Here is a 19,209-nt window from a genome sequence, read left to right on the forward strand (position 1 = left end):
TCCGGCCGCGCGCCGAGTGCCGTGCATCACGCTCCCCATGTGTCGCGCGCATCACGTTGACCCCGCGTCGGGTGCCCTCCGACGCTATGGGGATGCTCCTTGATCGCGCACCTGCTCAGCCGTCCGCACGACGCCGGCAGGGGGCATCGTGACAGGGGTGCTGAACGGGTTCGCCGTCATCGCGGTGGTCATCGCCGTCGGCTTCCTGATCGGCAAGCGCGGCTATCTCGGGGACAACGGCCGCGAGGTCCTCACCAAGCTCGCCTTCCATGTCGCCACGCCCGCGCTCCTGTTCACCACGCTCGCGCAGGCCGACCTCTCGGTGATCCTGTCACCGCGGCTGCTGGTGACCGCGCTGAGCACGGCGGCGGCCGCCGGGGTGTTCATCGCGGTGGGCGTCGCGCGCCGGTGGGGCGTGGGGCGGACGACGATCGGCGCCCTGTGCTCCAGCTACGTCAATTCGGGGAACCTCGGCATCCCCATCGCCGTGTACGTCCTCGGCGACGCCTCGCTGGTCGCGCCCGTGCTGCTCTTCCAGCAGATCGTGGTGACGCCGATAGCGGTGACGGTCCTCGATCTGTCGGAGGCCGGGGAGAAGCAGTCGCTGTGGCGGCGGCTCGTCACACCGCTGCGCAACCCGATCGCGGTCGGCGCGCTCGCGGGCGTGATCGTGGCGGCGACGGGGTGGACGGTGCCGGGGCCGGTCTTCAACCCGGTCGATCTGATCGGCAAGATGTCCGTGCCGGTGGTGCTGCTCGCGTACGGGATCTCGCTGTGCGGGAGTTCGCTGCCGGCCCGGCGCGGTTCCGACCGGGTCCCGGTGCTGCTGTCGGTGGCCCTGAAGTCGGTGGGCCAGCCCGCGGTGGCGTGGGTACTCGCGGCGGGCGTCTTCGGCCTGCGGGGAGCGTCACTCCTGGACGTGGTGGTGACGTCGGCGCTCCCGGCCGCGCAGAACCTCTTCACCTACGCCTCGCGCTACAACGTCGCGGAGAGGCTGGCGAGGGAGTCGATCCTGCTGTCGACGCTGGCGTCGGTGCCGGCGCTGGTGGTGGTCGCGGCATTGCTGGGGTGAGCCGAACGGGACCGGCAGAGGTCCACCGATCCCGTTCACCCGAATGAGGAAACCCCAGGTCAGCCGATGCGTTCCCGCACGACCGGCGTGGCCTCGAACGTCGTCCCCGGGGCCGCGATGTCGTACGAGCCCTCGACGGACTCAAGGGCGTACTCGAAGCGCTCCGGCGTGTCCGTGTGCAGGGTCATGAGGGGCTGGCCCTCCGTCACCGAGTCGCCCGGCTTGGCGTGGAGTTCGACGCCGGCGGCGGCCTGCACCACGTCCTCCTTGCGGGCGCGGCCCGCGCCGAGGCGCCAGGCGGCGACGCCGATGTCGTACGCGTCGAGGCGGGTCAGGACGCCGGACTTCCCGGCCACCACCACGTGCTGCTCGCGGGACGTGGGCAGCGCCGCGTCCGGGTCGCCGCCCTGCGCGGCGATCATGCGGCGCCAGACGTCCATCGCGGAACCGTCGGCGAGGGCCTTCGCCGGGTCGGCGTCCTTGATGCCCGCGGCGTCGAGCATCTCGCGGGCCAGGGCGAGAGTGAGCTCGACGACGTCGGCGGGGCCGCCGCCCGCCAGCACCTCGACGGACTCGCGGACTTCGAGGGCGTTGCCGGCGGTGAGGCCGAGGGGCGTCGACATGTCGGTGAGCAGGGCGACGGTGCGCACGCCACTGTCGGTGCCCAACTCGACCATGGTGGAGGCGAGTTCGCGGGCGTCCTCGATCGTCTTCATGAACGCGCCGGTGCCGACCTTGACGTCGAGGACGAGCGAGCCGGTGCCCTCGGCGATCTTCTTCGACATGATCGAGGAGGCGATGAGCGGGATCGCCTCGACGGTGCCGGTGACGTCGCGCAGCGCGTAGAGCTTCTTGTCGGCGGGGGCGAGCCCGTCACCGGCCGCGCAGATCACGGAGCCGACGGCGTCGAGGACGTTCAGCATCTCGTCGTTGGACAGCAGGGCGCGCCAGCCGGGGATGGACTCCAGCTTGTCGAGGGTGCCGCCGGTGTGGCCGAGGCCGCGGCCGGAGAGCTGCGGGACGGCGGCGCCGCACGCGGCGACCAGCGGGGCGAGCGGCAGCGTGATCTTGTCGCCGACGCCTCCGGTGGAGTGCTTGTCGGCGGTCGGGCGGGACAGGGACGAGAAGTCCATGCGCTCGCCGGAGGCGATCATCGCGGCGGTCCAGCGGGCGATCTCCGTACGGTTCATGCCGTTGAGGAGGATCGCCATGGCGAGCGCCGACATCTGTTCGTCGGCGACGACGCCGCGCGTGTACGCGTCGATGACCCAGTCGATCTGCTCGTCGCTGAGTTCGCCCCGGTCCCGCTTGGTCCGGATGACGGAGATGACGTCCATGGCGTTGTCCTTCCGCAGGTGGCAGCAGGCCGACTCTACGCGCATAGAGCGACCCGTTGAAAGCGGCCCCGCCCAACAGGGCGGGGCCTTCGGTCAGTTGAGGTGCTGGGGTCCGAACGCGTCGGGGAGCATCTCGCCGAGCGGGCGGATCCCCGACGTCGTCTCCAGGAGCAGCTCGGGCCCCCCGAACTCGTACAGGAGCTGGCGGCAGCGCCCGCACGGCATCAGGATCTCGCCCTTGCCGTCCACGCACGTGAAGTGCGTCAGGCGGCCGCCGCCGGTCAGCTGGAGCTGGGAGACGAGCCCGCACTCGGCGCACAGGCCGAGCCCGTACGACGCGTTCTCGACGTTGCAGCCCGACACGGTGCGGCCGTCGTCCACGCGGGCCGCGGCGCCGACCGGGAAGGCCGAGTACGGCACGTACGCGCGGGACATGGCCTCGCGAGCCGCCTCCCTGAGTGCTTCCCAGTCGGCTTCCGTCACTTGCCCTGGCCCTTCCGGTAGCGCATGCCGTCGGCCTTCGGCATCCGCAGCCGCTGCGCGGACAGTGAGAGCACCAGGAGGGTGACGACATACGGGGTGGCGCCGACGAAGTCGCCGGGCACCTCATCCGTCAGGAGGTACCAGACCAGGACGACCAGGGCAATCACCGCGCTGATCGTGGCCTGGATCATGGCCTTGCGGTACGCCTTCCAGCCCGCCAGGAGGGCGAGCAGGACAACCAGCAGGAGCAGCAGCGCGTGGACGGTCTCGCCGCCGTTGCGCAGCTGGAGCGCGTCGGAGAAGCCGAACAGGCCCGCGCCCATGGCGAGTCCGCCCGGCCGCCAGTTGCCGAAGATCATGGCGGCGAGGCCGATGTAGCCGCGCCCGCCGGTCTGACCCTCCAGGTAGCTGTGCGAGGTGACCAGCGCGAGGAACGCGCCGCCGAGACCCGCGAGTCCGCCGGAGATGGCGACGGCCGCGTACTTGTGCGCGTACACGTTGACGCCGAGGGACTCGGCCGCGACCGGGTTCTCGCCGCAGGAGCGCAGGCGCAGGCCGAACGAGGTGCGCCACAGCACCCACCAGCTGCCCACGAAGAGCAGCACGGCGAGGATCGTGATCACGGAGACGTTGGTGACCAGGCCGCCGAGGATGCCCGCGAGGTCGGAGACCAGGAACCAGTGGTGCTGCTCGATGGAGTGCAGCCCGCTGGACAGGCCCGGGATCGTGACGTCGCCCAGTGACTCGGCGGGCGGCGACTGCTTGGGGTTGCCGCCCTTGGCCGCGGGCACGCCGTCGGCGAAGAACAGCTTGGCGAGGTACTGGGTGGCGCCCAGGGCGAGGAGGTTGACGGCCACACCGGAGACGATGTGGTCGACGCCGAACGTGATGGTGGCGACGGCGTGGACCAGACCGCCGAGGACACCGAAGCCGATGCCGCAGACGAGGCCGAGCCACGGACTGGTCTGCCAGCCGAGCCAGCCGGCGCCGAACGTGCCGAGGATCATCATGCCTTCGAGGCCGATGTTGACCACGCCGGCCCGCTCCGACCACAGGCCGGCGAGGGCCGCGAGGCCGATGGGCACGGCGAGTCCGAGCGCGGCGCTGATCTGGCCGCCGGAGGTGAGCTGGTCGGCGCCCGTGATGACACGGACGGCGGAGACCAGGAACAGCGCGCCGACGACGATCATCAGGGTCTGGCCCGTGGAGAGCCGGCCGCGCGCCTTCTTGGCGCCGCTCACCGCGGGGGCCGCGGGAGGCGGGGTGTCGGTCTTCGTGGCGCTCATCCGGCCACCTCCTGCTTGTCGGTGCGGACGGCGGCGGCCTGCGCGGCGAGCTCGGCGCCGACCCGCTGCTGCTGGCGCTTGAGCCCGTAGCGGCGTACGACCTCGTAGGCGATGACGACGCACAGGACGATGACGCCCTGGATCACGCCGAGGATCTCCTTGTCGTAGCCCTGGAACTCCAGGTGGTTGGTGGTGCGCTCCAGGAAGCCCCACAGCAGGGCGCCGAGCGCGATGCCGACCGGGTGGTTGCGGCCGAGCAGCGCGATGGCGATGCCCGTGAAGCCGAGGCCGACCGGGAAGCTGTTGTCGTACTGGTGGCTGTCGTTGAGCAGGGTCGGCATGCCGACGAGACCGGCCACGGCACCCGAGATGATCATGCTGGTGGCGATCATCTTCTTGACGCTGACGCCGCTCGCGGCGGCCGCCGACTCGGACTGGCCGACGGTGCGCAGGTCGAAGCCGAAGCGGGTGCGGCCGAGGACGAACCAGTACGCGATGCCGACGAGCACGGCGATCACGATGAAGCCCCAGACCTGGCCGGCCGGACCCGCGTCCATCGCGAAGAAGTACGAGGACTTGGGCAGCGGCTTGGTGGAGACCAGGGTGCCGGCGTCGTCGAGCTGGCCGAGCTGCTCGGGCTGGAGCAGGTAGGCGATGATCGCGGTGGCGATCGCGTTCAGCATGATCGTCGCGATGACCTCGCTGACGCCACGGGTCACCTTGAGGATGCCCGCGATGGCGGCCCACAGGGCACCGGTCGCCATGGCCGCGAGCATGATCAGCGGGATGGAGAGCCAGCCGGGCAGCGTGAGCGCCCCGCCGAGCACGGCAGCGACGAACGCGGCGAGCCGGTACTGGCCGTCGACACCGATGTTGAACAGGTTCATGCGGAAGCCGATGGCCACCGCGACACCCGCGAGGTAGTACGTCGTCGCCTTGTTGAGGATGTAGACCTGGCTGTCGCTCGCGGAGCCGTAGGTCACCATGTCGCTGAACGCGGCGAAGGGGTCCTTGCCGGTCGCCGCGATGATCACGGCGGTGACGACGAGCGCGGCGATGATCGCCAGGAGCGGGGCGGCGACCGCGAGGATCAGCCGCTCCTTGTCGATCCGGGCCTTGCCCCGGGATATCAGTGTCTTCATCGGGCGTCCCCGCCTTCGGCGTCTTCCGTGTGCTGGAGGTGGCCGGAGGCCGCGCCTGTCATGGCGGAGCCCAGCTCCTCCGGGGTGATGGTGGCGGGGTCGGCGTCGGCGACCAGGCGGCCGCGGTACATCACCCGCAGGGTGTCGGACAGGCCGATCAGCTCGTCCAGGTCGGCCGAGATGAGCAGCACGGCGAGGCCCTCGCGGCGGGCTCGGCGGATCTGGTCCCAGATCTGCGCCTGCGCGCCGACGTCCACACCGCGGGTGGGGTGGGCGGCGATCAGCAGCTTGGGCGCGTGGCTCATCTCGCGGCCGACGATCAGCTTCTGCTGGTTGCCGCCGGACAGGGAGGCCGCGGTGACCTCGATGCCGGGGGTGCGGACGTCGTAGTCGCGCACGATGCGCTCGGTGTCGGCGCGGGCGGCCTTCAGGTCGAGCAGCCCGCGCCTGGAGTTGGGGCGCTCGGTGACATGGCCGAGGACCCGGTTCTCCCACAGCGGCGCTTCGAGGAGGAGGCCGTGCCGGTGCCGGTCCTCGGGGATGTACCCGACACCGGCTTCGCGGCGCTTGCGGGTGGGGGTCCGGGTGACGTCGGCGCCGTCCAGGGCGACGGTGCCGCGGTCCGCGGTCCGCATGCCCATGATGGCCTCGACGAGTTCGGACTGCCCGTTGCCCTCCACGCCCGCGATGCCGAGGACTTCGCCGCGGCGGATGGTGAAGGTGACGTCGTCGAGGATGACGCGCTCGACGCCGTCCAGGTCGGTCTGCGTGAGGCGCACCCCTGCCAGGTGGAGCATCGGGATGTCGGTGACCGTCGACTCCTCGGTCTCCGGCGAGGGCAGCTCGCTGCCGACCATCAGCTCGGCGAGCTGCTTGGTGCTGGTGTTCCTCGGGTCGGCCGTGCCGACCGTGGTCCCGCGCCGGATGACCGTGATCTCGTCCGCGACGGAGAGCACCTCACCCAGCTTGTGGGAGATGAAGATGACGGTGAGGCCCTCGGACTTCAGCTCGCGCAGGTTGTCGAAGAGCGCGTCGACCTCCTGCGGCACGAGGACCGCGGTGGGCTCGTCGAGGATCAGCGTCCGGGCGCCCCGGTAGAGGACCTTGAGGATCTCGACGCGCTGCCGGTCGGCGACCCCGAGCTCCTCGACGAGGACGTCGGGCCGGACCCCGAGGCCGTACGCCTCGGATATCTCACGGATCTTCGTACGCGCCTTGCCGCCGATGCCGTGCAGATTCTCGGCGCCCAGGACGACGTTCTCCAGGACGGTGAGGTTGTCGGCCAGCATGAAGTGCTGGTGGACCATGCCGATGCCGCGCGCGATGGCGTCGGCGGGCGTGGCGAAGGTGACCTGGGTGCCGTCGACCGCGATGGTGCCCTCGTCCGGCTTCTGCATGCCGTAGAGGATCTTCATCAGGGTCGACTTGCCGGCGCCGTTCTCACCGCACAGGGCGTGGACGGTGCCCCGCCGTACGGTGATGTCGATGTCGCGGTTGGCGACGACGCCGGGAAAGCGCTTGGTGATGCCGCGCAGTTCGACGGCGGGAGGGCTGGACGCGTTGATGGCGCACTCTCCTCGGGGGACAGGACGTACGTACGGAAGGGGTGAACGGTCGCGCGGAGCCGCGCGGGGGCGCGTCGGCGACGGTAATACGCCAACTCTTAGCTACACGCGTAGAGTTGACACATTGTTATGGCCCGGCGAGGGGAAGCTTTCGCCACTCCCCCCGCCGAGCCAGGCCCTTGGGGCCTCAGGTCACGGGGTGGTCTTGACCTTGACCTTGCCGCTCGCGATCTGCTCCTTGGCGGCGTCCAGCTTGGCCTGGATGTCGTCGATGTAGCCGCCGGAGGTGGCGAGCGAGACGCCGCCGTCCTTCAGGGCGTAGGTGTTGGTGCCGGTCTTCGGCGAACCGTCCTTGACCGACTTGATCAGGTCGAAGACGCCGATGTCGACGTTCTTGACGACCGAAGTCAGGATCGAGGACTTGTACTTGGCCAGACCCGGGATGTTGTACTGGTCCGAGTCGACGCCGATCGCCCAGGCGCCCTTCGTGCCGGAGACGGCCTCGATGGCACCGTTGCCGGAGGAGCCGGCCGCCGAGTAGACGACGTCGGCACCCTTGTCGAGCATGCCCTGGGCGGCTTCCTTGCCCTTGTCCGGGGAGGCGAAGCCGGAGGTGTCCGAACCGTGGCTCAGGTACTGGACGTCGACCTTGATCTTCGGGTTGGTGGCCTTGACGCCCTGGACGTAACCCGCCTCGAACTTCTTGATCAGCGGGACGTCGACACCGCCGATGAAGCCGACGTGGTCCTTCTTCGTCTTCAGCGCGGCGGCGACGCCGGCCAGGTAGGAGCCCTGCTCCTCGGTGAAGACGATGGAGTCGGTGTTCTTGGCGTTCACCACGGAGTCGACGATGCCGAAGGTGGTCTTCGGGTACTTCGCGGAGACCTTGGTCATCGAGGTGGCGTACGCGTAGCCGACCCCGACGATGGGGTTGTAGCCGGCGTCGGCCAGGTCGGACAGGCGCTGCTCGCGGTCGGCCTCGGTGTCGGAGGTCTTGGCGGTCAGCTCCTTGAGGTCACCGCCGAACTCCTTCTTGGCCTTGTCGGCACCGCGCGCGGCGGAGTCGTTGAAGGAGTGGTCGCCCCGGCCGCCGACGTCGAAGGCGAGGCCGATCTTGACGCCGCCCTTCTTGCCGGAGTCCGACGAGGAGCCCGAGGACTCGTTGTCCGAGGAAGTGCCGCCACATGCGGTGGCGGTGAGAGCGAGTGCCGCGGTGGCTATGCACGCAGCAGAGATTTTGGCTACCCGGCGCAAGGGAGGCTCCTTCGACCTGACCTGAGCGCCGGGCTCCCGGCGCTGGTTTTCGGACGGATCGTAACGCGCGTAGATGTCAGATAAAGGGCCGTTCCGCAGCCGTTATCGGATTGACGCGAACGCCGCCCGGCCGTCCGGTCTACGGGGCGTTACGAGGGTGGGTCGGGTGGGTTACGTGCCGCCCACACCGACCCTTTCCCCGCACCGGTTCACGCCCCCTGCTCCCGCGCGGCCCCGTCCATCAGCGCCGCCGCCGTGAACAGCTCCACCCCTGCCGTGATCGCCGACTCGTCCGCGTCGAAGTCGCCCTGGTGCAGGTCGCGTCCGCCGCGCTCGCCGGGGGTGCGCACCCCGAGGCGGGCCATCGCGCCGGGGACGTGCTCCAGATACCAGGAGAAGTCCTCGCCGCCCAGGCTCTGCTGGGTGTCCTCGACGGAGTGGGGGCCGCGGCGCAGGGTCATCGCCGCGGTCAGGAGGTCGGTGACCTCCGGGTCGTTGACCACGGGCGGCACCCCGCGGATGTAGTTGATCTCCGACTTGGCGCGGTAGAGGTCGGCGATCTCCTGGATCGCGCCGTGCACCAGGTCGGGTGCCTGCCGCCACGCCTCCAGGTCGAGGCAGCGGACGGTGCCGGACAGCTCGGCGTGCTGCGGGATCACGTTGCACGCGTGGCCGGATTCGATACGCCCCCAGGTCACGGCGAGGCCCGAACGGGCGTCGATGCGGCGGGCGACGAGCGCGGGGACCTCGGTGGCCACCTTCGCGGCGGCGGTCACGAGGTCGGTGGTGAGGTGGGGGCGCGCGGTGTGCCCGCCGGGCCCGTCGAGCGCGACCTCCAGACGGTCGCAGGCCGAGGTGATCGCGCCAGGCCGCAGTCCGATCCGGCCCGCGTCGACCTTCGGGTCGCAGTGCACGCCGATGATCGACCCGACGCCTTCGAGGACACCCGACTCGATGGCGTCGGGGGCGCCGCCGGGCAGCACCTCCTCGGCGGGCTGGAAGATCAGGCGTACGGGGTGCGGGAGCCGGCCCTGCCGGTGCAGCTCGGCGAGGACCAGGCCCGCCCCGAGCACGACCGTCGTGTGCACGTCGTGACCGCAGGCGTGGGCCCGGCCGGGCACGGTGGAGCGGTAGGCGCAGCTCGCCTTGGTGTCCGGGATGGGGAGCGCGTCGATGTCGGCGCGCAGGGCGAGCATGGGGCGCCCGCCCCGCCACTCACCGTCCTCGGTGCCGATGTCACAGACGAGTCCGGTGCCGATGTCCAGGATGCGTGGCGTGAGTCCGGCCTTCTCGAGGCGGGCCCTGATCGCCGCCGTCGTGCGGAACTCCTGGTTGCCGAGCTCGGGGTGCATGTGCAAGTCACGCCGGAAGGCGACCAGTTCGGCACGGAGCTCTTCGGACAGCGTGCCGGGCAGCGCTCCTGCGGTGACCGCTTCCGCGGGCTGACCGGCCTCGGACCCTCGGGACATCAATTGGTTCACCCTTTGAAGGGTAGGCCGGGGCGGGGGGTGACCGCCCCGCGATCAACAAAAGTTCAACCGAATTGGGGTAAGAAACTCGGGCCCGGCTCGCATGGCCTACCCGTACGGGGGGTATGACATCTCTTTCATACCCCCCACCGGTCTCGCTACCCGACGATCGCCACCGGCGCGTCCCAGGCGTCCCGGTCCACCGTGATCGTGTAACCGCCGCGGGACTCCTTGCTGTTCACCATGTACTGGTGGGCGCGGCGGTGGCCCGTCCACAGGGTGGAGGCGAAAGGCCAGTCGGACGTCGTGGTGTTGACCTTGTCCCAGAGCGCGTACCAGAGGATGTCCGGCATGTCGGTGCGGCTCGTCGTCGTGGCGACGGCCTTCGCGCTGGAGCTGCGGAAGCCGTAGAAGCCGGTCCGGTAGTTCTTGGCGTGCACGGCCTTGTCCCAGGCGCGGACGTAGGTGAGGACCGCGTTGTTGCAGGACGTGTCGGTGGTGTCGTACGGCTCCATGTCCAGGTAGAGCGGGGAGCCGCTCTTCATGCCGAGGGCGGCGGCCTTGGCGACGGCGTCGGCGCCGTCCTTCGCGCCGAGCGACGCGGCGGTGGACGCGGTCATCTTCTCGGGGTTCGCGCCGGACTGGCAGGGCGGCTGGGCACCCACGTAGAGCGGGATCAGTTTCCAGCCGGAGGCGCTGACCGACTTCACCCACGAGGCGGTGAGGTTGGGCTGGGCGCAGCCGCGGTTCTTGCCGCCCACGTAGACGGCTGCGGCGCCGTAGAAGCCGGTCTTCCAGGCCTTCATGGCGGAGAGGGAGGGGGCCGTGCAGGTGTCGAAGGCGCGGCCGGTGTAGGTCTTGGCCGCGGGCAGGGTGGTCGCTGTCGCGGATTGGGCCACGATCGCTCCGGTGGCGGCCAGTGCCACGCCTGCGGCGGACATGGCGAGGTAGCGGCGTCTCTTGGACAGGCGGTGCCGGGGGTGCGTCACGGGTTCCTCTGGGCGCTCTGTACGGATGCGGAGTGGGGGGTGCGGTGATTCTGACGGACTGGCACCCCGTCGCGTTGCCCTTCGGATGGCTATGCGATCACCAAGGTCTGGCCAAGGTCCGGGAGGCCGGGGCTCACATCGCCGGGGCGACCGAAGCGAGGCGGTGTACGTCGCGTGCGGTGCCGGTGACGCCGGAGAGGAAGCCCTGGGCGCGCGGTGAGGCGTTCTCCGTCAGCCAGGCGGGGTCGATGTCGCAGACAGCGACGCGGACCTCGGTGCCGACGAGGGCCAGGGGCAGGGTGTGGACGACCGTCGAGGGGAAGCTGAGGATCGTACGGCCGATGGGGCCGCGGCGGGCGATCAGTTCGAGGGGGAGGTCGGGGCGGACGATCTCCAGGCCGGTCTCCACCGCGAGACGGTGCAGCTTGTCGGAGCTCTCGCGGCGGTGGGCGAAGTAGCGGGTCGCGCCGTGGGCGCGGGCCAGGGCCTGGACGGCCTCCAGGTAGCGGTCCGGGTCGACGACGCCGGTCTCGACGAGGGACGTGCCGACGAGGTCGGCGCCCTTCGTCATACGGGGCGGGCCGAAGCGGGCGCGGGTCCAGGTGAAGTCGTTGCGGGTGACGCGGACGCCGTCGGGGACGGAGTCGATCGGCATGGCCGAGAAGACCTCGACGGTGCGGCGGGTACCGTCGGGGGTGAGGCGGCGGCGGGCGACGGCGGAGACGGGCGCGAAGACGACGTCGCGCGGTCCCGGGCGGCCGCCGCGGCGGTGCCAGCGCACGAGGCGCTCACCGCGGGCGAGCTGGGAGACGAACTCCATGGTCGCGGTGCCGTCGTCGACGACGACGAGTTCGGCGGCCCGGGTGATCGTCAGCAGGAGCTGCACGTAGCGGGAGAACGGGTCGCCGATGACGATGCGGGCGGCCTTGCGCAGCGCGCCCGCGAGTCCGCCGATGGTGTGGAAGGGCGCGGTGGCGCCGCCACGTGCCTCTTCCCAGCGGACGGTGTGGCCCTCGTCGCGGGCGAGTTCGGCCATGCGGCGCAGCTGGCCGCGGGTCATGGGGTCCGTGGGCGACAGGACGACCAGGGTGATCCGGTCCGTCGTGTCGGTGCTCTCGGCGAGATGCGCCCATTCCAGGACGTTGAGGAGCTGGACGGGGCTCTCCACGAAACACAGGGTTCCGGAGCGTGCTGCTGACATGGGCCCTCCGAGGGACCTGTGGGGGTTGGGGCCCGTGGGCCGGCGCCCGGCTGGGCGCCGGCCCACACGGGCGGACGTCGGACGGTCAGACGCCGACCGGCTCGCCCGCGGCGACGGCGATCTCCGACTCGGCGACGACGCCCGCGACGCGGCGGAGCTTCTTCATCGGGCCGAGCTCCGACTCGTAGACCTTCTTGACGCCGTCACCGAGGGACGCCTCGATGGTGCGGATGTCGCGCACGAGGCGGGTGAGGCCCTGCGGCTCGACGGAGGCGGCCTGGTCGGAGCCCCACATGGCGCGGTCGAGGGTGATGTGACGCTCGACGAAGGCGGCGCCGAGGGCGACGGCGGCGAGCGTGGTCTGCAGGCCGGTCTCGTGGCCGGAGTAGCCGATCGGGACGTTCGGGTACTCGGCCTGGAGGGTGTTGATGACGCGGAGGTTGAGCTCCTCGGCCTGCGCCGGGTACGTCGAAGTGGCGTGGCACATCAGGATGTTGTCGCTGCCGAGGACCTCGACCGCGTGCCGGATCTGCTTCGGCGTCGACATGCCGGTGGAGAGGATGACCGTGCGGCCGGTGGCGCGCAGGGCGCGGAGCAGCTCGTCGTCGGTGAGCGACGCGGAGGCGACCTTGTGGGCCGGGATGTCGAACTTCTCCAGGAAGGCGACGGCCTCGGTGTCCCACGGGGAGGCGAACCAGTCGATGCCGCGCTTCTTGCAGTGCTCGTCGATCTGGCGGTACTCGTCCTCGCCGAACTCGACGCGGTGGCGGTAGTCGATGTACGTCATGCGACCCCAGGGGGTGTCGCGCTCGATGTCCCACTGGTCGCGCGGGGTGCAGATCTCCGGGGTGCGCTTCTGGAACTTGACGGCGTCGCAGCCGGCCTCGGCGGCCACGTCGATCAGCTTGAAGGCGTTGTCGAGGTCGCCGTTGTGGTTGATGCCGATCTCGCCGGTGATGTACACGGGGTTACCGGGCCCGGCGGTCTTCGAACCGAACGTGCGCAGGCGGGAGTTGGTGCTCATGACTGGGGAGTTCCTTACTTGTTGAGGGAGTCGAGAGAAGGGCCGAGGATCCAGGTGGCGATCTCTCGGATCGCGCCGTCACCACCGGGGAGAGTGGTGACCGCGCGCGCGGCGCCTCGTACGACGTCGTGGGCGCTCGCGACCGCCACGGGCCAGCCGACGAGGCCGAAGCACGGGAGGTCGTTGACGTCGTTGCCGACGTAGAGCACGCGCTCGGGCGCGATGCCCTGCTCCTCGCACCACTGCTTGAGTGCGAGGTCCTTGCGGTCGATGCCGTGCAGGACCGGGATCTGGAGCTTCCTGGCCCGGGCGGCGACGACCGGGTTCTGTTCCGTGGACAGGATCAGCAGCGGCAGGCCCGACTTGCGCAGGGCCGCGATGCCGAGGCCGTCACCGCGGTGCACGGTGACGAACTCCCGTCCGTCGGAGTCGATCAGCACCTTGTCATCGGTCTGGGTGCCGTCGAAGTCGAGGACGACCGCGTCGATGTCTTCGGCGGTCGGGAGGGAGCCGGGCCTGTTCGCGTCGAAGAGGGGCGCGAGGGCACGGGCGCGGGAGAGGTCGTGCGGGTCGTCGATCTCCAGGACCCGCGCGGGGTCGGTGCGGACGAGTTCCGTGCGGCCGAAGAAGCGGTGCTTGGCCTCGCGGAAGCCGCTCGCGTCCATGGCGTAGACCGCGCCGGTCTCCAGGAGGTCCTGGGGGCGGTCCTGGCGCATCTGGCGGAAGGACTTGTCGTGGTTGACGCCGTAGCCGCCGCTGGTGGCCGCGGGGGCGACCAGCGTGTCCGTGCCGCCTTCGACGGCGGCGCGTTCGACCGCGGCGGGCGCGGCCGGCTCGTCATCGGCGTCGCGCCACACGAAACCGTGGAAGGGGGCGACGGTCAGGGCCGTGTCGGCGCCCTTCTCGACGATCGCGTTGACGACGCCGTCGATGTCCTCGCGGACGATGAAGGGGCTGGTGCACTGGACGAGGAGCACGACGTCGACCGCTGCGCCCTGGAGGGCCTCGTGGGCGTCGAGGGCGTGCAGCACGGCCGCCTCGGAGCTCGACTTGTCGCCGGCGATGGCGGCCGGCCGCAGGACGACCTCGGCTCCCGCCTCGCGGGCCGCGGCGGCGATCGCGGCGTCGTCGGTGGAGACCACGACGTCCGTGACGAGCCTGGTGGCGCGGCACTCGCGGACGGTGCGGGCCACGAGGGGCACGCCGCCGACCGGGGCGAGGTTCTTGGCGGGCACTCCCTTGGAGCCGCCACGGGCGGGGATCACGGCGAGGACGCGGCGGACCGGTGCCGCTGTGCCCGCTTCCGGGTTGGTCATCAGGTCTCCTTGAGGGGTACGGGCGTTCACAGCTCGCCCATCCGCCGGATGACGGGCGCCACGCGCTGCACTCCGTGCCGGTAGGCGCCACGGGCGGCGCGGCGCACGATCTGCCGGACGGGGCCGGGCTCCTTGCCGGCGGCGGGTGCGCCGGGCAGGGGCGTCCCGTCGGGGGCGAGGTGGTGGCGGGCGAGGATGCGCGGCAGGTAGCCGGGGGCGGTGGTGAGGCTGTAGTAGGGGGCCAGGGGCGGGAGCCGGTCGGCTCCGGTCAGGCCGGTGACCCGTGCGCGGGCCGTGTCGAAGGCGGTGTCGTACGTGCCGTCGGCCGCGACGCCCTGGCGTGCCACCCACTCCTCGTCGGCCTTCGGCAGATGGCCCGCGTCGAGCTGGTCCCAGGAGGCGAGGCACCCGGAGCCCGTGAAGTGGTGGTTGCCGAGCGCCTCGCGCACCCCGAGATCGGTGAGCAGGGCGGTGGGGATGCGCCGGTGCAGGGCTTCGAGCGCGGCCGTCGAGCTGACGGTGACCAGGAGGTCGGTGCGGTCGAGCACCTCGCCCATGTGCCCGTAGACGAGGCGGCAGTTGGCGGGCAGTCCGCCGTCGATCCGCTGGGCGAGCTTCTGGTAGGGCGCCTCTTCGATGTGGGTGGTGTGCTCGCCGGGCTTGCTGCGCAGCTTGAGCAGTACCTCGCGCTCGGGGTGCAGCCGGGCGTGCCCGACGAGCCGCTCGAGCAGGTAGGCGCGGTCGGCGGCGGTGTCCGGTACGGAGGGCTGCGCGGCGAAGACGACCGTGTACGGGTCGTGCGTCTCCTCGTAGGGCGCGCCGCCGAGGAACGGCAGCGCGCACTCGGTCACCGCGGAGGCGTCGGCGTCCACACCCTCGTACACGGCGCGGAAACGTTCTGCGTCGTGGCGGGAGTTGGCGAGGACGAGGTCGGCGCCGTGCCGCAGGAGCAGTCCGTCGGCGAGCTTCTCGTAGACGACTCCCACGTAGCCGGTGACGACGACGGGCCGCTTTGCCCGGCCCTGCCAGGCCCGCGCGAGGCCGTGGAGCATGGCCTGGACGGCGCCGCCGACGAGGGCGAGGACGACGACGTCGTACCGGTCGGCGTCCTGCTCCATACGGCGCAGGAATTCGACGGCGGTGACTTCGTCGAGGCTGTCGGCGCGGACGCCGACTTCGTCGAGCTGGCGGGGTGTGGGGGTGGCCCGGCCGCGCAGGAGGAATCCGTTGAGCGGGCTCTCGTCGGTGGTGAGGCGGCGCGCGGTGAGCGCGCCCCACTTCCACCGGGTGTCGGAGTCCGCGAGCACGGCGACCCGTCGGGTCTCAGAGGTACTTGCTGGCACACCCAAGAAGCTAGGAAGCGATTTGGGACCGCGGCCCAACCGGAGTGCAACAAACGGTTAACAGCGCACCGACGAATGGCGAATCCGGTCGGGAAGCGGCCGGGAAGCAGGCGGGTTCACTATTCCGCCACGCGTCGTTCACCTGACATCTCACCATCGGTCAAGACGAATGCCGGGCCGCCGCCTAGCGTCCTTCACGTGGTCAAGCTCTCCGTCATCGTGCCGTTCTACAACGTGCAGCAATACGCGCCCGACACCCTCAGAAGTCTCCGCGCCAACGCGCGCGACGACTTCGAATTCATTCTCGTCGACGACTGTTCGAAGGACGAGACCCCGGACATTCTCGCGCGCGCCGAGCGCGAGCTGCCCGGCGCCGTCCTGGTCAGACACGAAAAGAACGGAGGCCTGGCCACCGCGCGCAACACCGGACTCGACGCGTCGCGCGGTGAGTACCTGACATTCCTGGACGGCGACGACTGGCTCGCCCCCGGCTACTACGAGCAACTGCTCGCCTCCATCGAGGGCCTGGGCTGCGACTTCGTCCGCACGGACCATGTCCAGTGCACCGCGCGGTCCCGCACCGTCCACCGCGTGCCGACCGGCAGGCGCGGTGTCGTCATGGATCCGCGCGAGGCGATCCTGCCCGCCGACCGCTCGACATCCGTCGACTACGCGTACGCCTGGGCCGGCATGTATCACCGCCGGCTCGCCGACGCCGGCCTCCTCCACTTCACCGACGGCCTGCGCACGGCCGAGGACCGGCCGTGGATCTGGCGGCTGCACCGCGAGGCGAAATCCTTTGCCGCAGTGGGACTTCTCGGGGTTTTCTACCGGCGCGGAGTCGCGTCGTCACTGACGCAGATCGGCGACGTCCGGCAGCTCGATTTCATCAAGGCGTTCGACCAGGTGGTGGCCGAAACGGCGCAGGACAAGGACGCGGAAAAACTTCTGCCGAAGGCCGTCCGTACGTACTGCGCGATTATTTCCCACCACTTGGGATCCATCGAAAGGTTCGAACCGGCAGTGGCGCGCAAATTGAAGACAATGAGTTCCGCGGCGCTCAAGCGCATGCCGCAGGACGTGCTCGACGACGCGCTCGACTCGATGGACGTGCAGCGGGCGACGCGCCTGCGCCGGCTGCGGCGCCGCCCCGCCGCGGCGGGGGTGGCTGCCGCGTGACCACGCAGATCTTCCTCGCCTCCACGCTGTACGGGACCGCGACGCTCGCCGCGGCCCTCGACGCGGACTGCTATGCGCCCGCGGACCGGCGCATCCTGCTCGTCGCCAACAACGCGGCGACCCCGGAGACGACGCCCGCCGTCGATGAGATGCCGGGCTTCGAGCGGCTGCGCGGCCGCTTCGACGACGTCGTGTCGTGGAACGAGACCATCACACCGTTCCACCCGGGCGGCTGGGCCCCGCGCCCGGACGACGTACCGCTGTGGGAGCGCCATCTGCGTCTCGCCTGGGGTCTGGGCGACGATGACGTCGAGCTGGCCGTGGAGTCGATCCAGGTCAACCCGGCGATGGCGGTGGCGCAGATCTTCACGGGCGTCCCCGTCGACGTGTACGCGGACGGCCTGATGAGCTACGGCCCCACCCGCAACAAGATCGACCCGCTGGTCGGCACGCGCGTACGGCGGCTGCTGCATCTGGACCTCGTGCCGGACCTGAAGCCGCTGCTCCTCACGGAGTTCGGCGTGGAGCCCGAGATCCTCCCGACGGACGTCTTCGTGAAGGTGCTGGCCGAACTGGCCGACGTGAGCGGCGAGTTGCCGCCCGTCGGGCCCGACCCGGCCGTGCTGCTCGGGCAGTACCTGTCCGCGCTCGACATCCTCACCGCGCAGGAGGAGGAGGACCTGCACGTGCGGATGATGCGCGGCGCGGTCGCCCTCGGCCACACGCGGATCGTCTTCAAGCCTCATCCGACGGCGCCGGCCACCTGGTCGCGCACGCTGGAGGCGGAGGCGGAGAAGCTCGGCGTCGAACTCACCGTCCTCGACACGCCCGTGCTCGCCGAGGTTCTGTACCAGCGGATGCGCCCGGCCCTGGTGGTCGGCTGCTTCTCGACGGCGCTTTTGACCGCGTCCGCGTTCTACGGCATCCCCGTCGCCCGCATCGGCACCGGCACCCTCCTCGACCGCCTCGCGCCGTACCAGAACAGCAACCGCGTCCCGGTCACGATCGTGGACGCGCTGCTGCCGGAGCTGTCCGAGCAGGCGGCCGTGACCGCGCAGGAGTCCGGCACGGCGACCGCCGAGCTGAACCAGCTGGTACGCGCGGTCGGCTTCGCGATGCAGCCGAAGATCTACCCGGAGCTGCGGGCGGCGGCCGAGCGCTACCTCTCCACGCGTCTGGACGACCACACGTGGCGCTACTTCAAGCGCCGCCGGCTCACGTCCCTCGCGCTGCCCGGCGCCGTCCCGGCCCAGCTCGCGTTCATTCCGCGCAACGCGACGGTGCGCCGAGTCGCCCGCCGCGCGCGCTCGTTCAAGCGGGCCGCCCTCGGATGAGTACTTCAGAGACGACGCTCCCGAAGCTTTCCCCGGGAGCGGACGCCGCGGTGCGGACCGCGCGCTCCGGCGCGCACGCACCGCGGCTGAGAGCCCTGGACGGTCTGCGGCTCATAGCCGCCCTGATGGTCGCCGCGTACCACTACGGCGGCCGCGACGGTGAGGTGTCCCAGGCGTGGGGCACCTCACCGAAGGTCCAATTCCCCTCGCTGCACCAGTGGTTCGCCTACGGCTGCCTCGGGGTGCAGATCTTCTTCGTCATCAGCGGCTTCGTGATCTGCATGAGCGGCTGGGGCAAGCCCCTGCGCTCGTTCTTCGCCTCCCGCGCGTCCCGTCTGCTGCCGTCGTACTGGGCGGCCGTGATCCTGGTGACGGCGGTCTTCGCGCTGCCCGTGGTCGCGTACAAGGCGGTCTCGCCCAGCGACGCGCTCCTCAACCTGACGATGCTTCAGCAGCCGCTCGGCGTGGACCGCGTCCTCGGCGTCTGCTGGACGCTGTGGGCCGAGGTCCGCTTCTACGCGCTGTTCGCCCTGTGCGTCGTCCTGCCGGGCGCGAACCGGCGCCGCATCGTGCTGTTCTGCGCCGTGTGGACGCTCGCCGCCGCGATCACCCAGGCGTCCGGCGAGCCGGCCCTCAAGGTCATCCTGATGCCGGAGTACGCGCCCTACTTCATCGGCGGCGTCGGCCTGTACCTTCTCCACCTCGACCGCCGCGACATGACCGCGTGGGGCATCGTCCTCGTGAGCTGGCTGATCGGTCAGCACTACGCGGTGGCCGCACTGTGGCACGCACCGAATCCTCACTTCTTCTCGTACCGCGGGTCGGGAACGATCATCCTGATAGTGACGCTCGGTTTCGTGGCGGTGGGCGCGATCGCGCTCGGGCTGCTGAACCGGGCCAACTGGAGGTGGCTGACGGTCGCCGGTGCGCTGACGTACCCGTTCTACCTGGTCCACGAGCATCTGGGCTGGGTGACGATCGAGGTGCTGCACCGGCGTCTCGGGCTGCCGTCGACCGTGACGTTCGCCCTCACGGTGGCCGCGATGCTCACCCTGGCATGGCTTCTGAACCGCTTCGTCGAGAAGCCGCTTGCACCTTTCCTGCGCAAACGCCTGAACCCCACTTCGGCCAGGATTCACTGAGGATTCATGCCCTGTGGAGTTTGCTGCACGATTGGCGGATGCGATCTGTGAGCGTCTTGACCCTGTCGATCAG

At 70.6% G+C, this 19,209-nt stretch carries 16 protein-coding genes; 4 read left to right on the plus strand and 12 right to left on the minus strand.

Translation table 11 applies throughout. The features are described 5' to 3' along the window. Positions 1–148 precede the first annotated feature (148 nt). Positions 149–1,072, plus strand: coding sequence for an AEC family transporter (locus OG758_RS21360; protein WP_326711476.1), 924 nt, complete (start codon positions 149–151; stop codon positions 1,070–1,072). Positions 1,073–1,131: 59 nt separating this feature from the next. Here the strand turns inward: OG758_RS21360 and OG758_RS21365 are convergent, their stop codons facing one another. The 12 genes from OG758_RS21365 to OG758_RS21420 form a co-directional block, all read right to left on the minus strand. After that, entirely contained in the window at positions 1,132–2,409 is a 1,278-nt protein-coding gene (locus OG758_RS21365) for a thymidine phosphorylase (protein ID WP_326711477.1), read from the minus strand. Positions 2,410–2,502: 93 nt separating this feature from the next. After that, a complete protein-coding gene (locus tag OG758_RS21370; RefSeq protein WP_116510695.1) occupies positions 2,503–2,892 on the minus strand; it encodes a cytidine deaminase in 390 nt (129 codons plus the stop codon). After that, positions 2,889–4,178 carry an ABC transporter permease gene (locus tag OG758_RS21375; protein WP_326711478.1) on the minus strand — a complete coding sequence of 430 codons (1,290 nt, stop codon included), beginning with the start codon at positions 4,176–4,178 and terminating at the stop codon, positions 2,889–2,891. The genes OG758_RS21370 and OG758_RS21375 overlap by 4 nt, the downstream gene beginning before the upstream one ends. Then, on the minus strand, positions 4,175–5,320 hold the full coding sequence (locus OG758_RS21380) for an ABC transporter permease (RefSeq protein WP_326711479.1): 1,146 nt from the start codon (positions 5,318–5,320) through the stop codon (positions 4,175–4,177). Before OG758_RS21380 ends, OG758_RS21375 begins: the two co-directional genes overlap by 4 nt. Continuing rightward, the gene (locus OG758_RS21385; RefSeq protein ID WP_405656662.1) at positions 5,317–6,885 is read right to left on the minus strand and encodes an ABC transporter ATP-binding protein; all 1,569 of its coding nucleotides are present in this window, start codon (positions 6,883–6,885) and stop codon (positions 5,317–5,319) included. Before OG758_RS21385 ends, OG758_RS21380 begins: the two co-directional genes overlap by 4 nt. A 192-nt stretch (positions 6,886–7,077) precedes the next feature. After that, positions 7,078–8,139, minus strand: coding sequence for a BMP family lipoprotein (locus OG758_RS21390; RefSeq protein WP_326711480.1), 1,062 nt, complete (start codon positions 8,137–8,139; stop codon positions 7,078–7,080). A gap of 209 nt (positions 8,140–8,348) precedes the next feature. Then, positions 8,349–9,608, minus strand: coding sequence for an amidohydrolase (locus OG758_RS21395; RefSeq protein ID WP_326715984.1), 1,260 nt, complete (start codon positions 9,606–9,608; stop codon positions 8,349–8,351). Between the two features lie 158 nt (positions 9,609–9,766). Beyond that, complete coding sequence (locus OG758_RS21400; protein WP_326715985.1) at positions 9,767–10,549, minus strand: glycoside hydrolase domain-containing protein; 783 nt, start codon at positions 10,547–10,549, stop codon at positions 9,767–9,769. Positions 10,550–10,730: 181 nt separating this feature from the next. Continuing rightward, complete coding sequence (locus OG758_RS21405; protein ID WP_326711481.1) at positions 10,731–11,798, minus strand: hypothetical protein; 1,068 nt, start codon at positions 11,796–11,798, stop codon at positions 10,731–10,733. An 85-nt stretch (positions 11,799–11,883) separates the two neighbouring features. Then, the gene (locus OG758_RS21410) at positions 11,884–12,822 is read right to left on the minus strand and encodes an N-acetylneuraminate synthase family protein (protein ID WP_326711482.1); all 939 of its coding nucleotides are present in this window, start codon (positions 12,820–12,822) and stop codon (positions 11,884–11,886) included. 14 nt (positions 12,823–12,836) lie between these two features. Further along, positions 12,837–14,138: an N-acylneuraminate cytidylyltransferase gene (locus OG758_RS21415; RefSeq protein ID WP_326711483.1), complete on the minus strand. Its 1,302-nt coding sequence runs from the start codon at positions 14,136–14,138 to the stop codon at positions 12,837–12,839. Between the two features lie 26 nt (positions 14,139–14,164). Next, positions 14,165–15,481, minus strand: coding sequence for a DUF6716 putative glycosyltransferase (locus OG758_RS21420; protein WP_326711484.1), 1,317 nt, complete (start codon positions 15,479–15,481; stop codon positions 14,165–14,167). Positions 15,482–15,679: 198 nt separating this feature from the next. Here OG758_RS21420 and OG758_RS21425 point away from each other — a divergent pair, with 198 nt between their 5' ends. Genes OG758_RS21425 through OG758_RS21435 form a run of 3 tightly spaced genes read left to right on the plus strand, consistent with a single transcriptional unit; the run spans position 15,680 to position 19,136 of the window. Beyond that, a complete protein-coding gene (locus OG758_RS21425) occupies positions 15,680–16,660 on the plus strand; it encodes a glycosyltransferase family 2 protein (RefSeq protein WP_326711485.1) in 981 nt (326 codons plus the stop codon). Continuing rightward, entirely contained in the window at positions 16,657–17,994 is a 1,338-nt protein-coding gene (locus tag OG758_RS21430) for a polysialyltransferase family glycosyltransferase (RefSeq protein WP_326711486.1), read from the plus strand. Before OG758_RS21425 ends, OG758_RS21430 begins: the two co-directional genes overlap by 4 nt. Further along, positions 17,991–19,136: an acyltransferase family protein gene (locus OG758_RS21435; RefSeq protein ID WP_326711487.1), complete on the plus strand. Its 1,146-nt coding sequence runs from the start codon at positions 17,991–17,993 to the stop codon at positions 19,134–19,136. The genes OG758_RS21430 and OG758_RS21435 overlap by 4 nt, the downstream gene beginning before the upstream one ends. The last annotated feature ends 73 nt before the right edge of the window (positions 19,137–19,209 follow it).

Origin of the sequence: Streptomyces sp. NBC_01474 (genome assembly GCF_035918215.1) — a bacterium.
GTDB lineage: Bacteria > Actinomycetota > Actinomycetes > Streptomycetales > Streptomycetaceae > Streptomyces > Streptomyces aureus.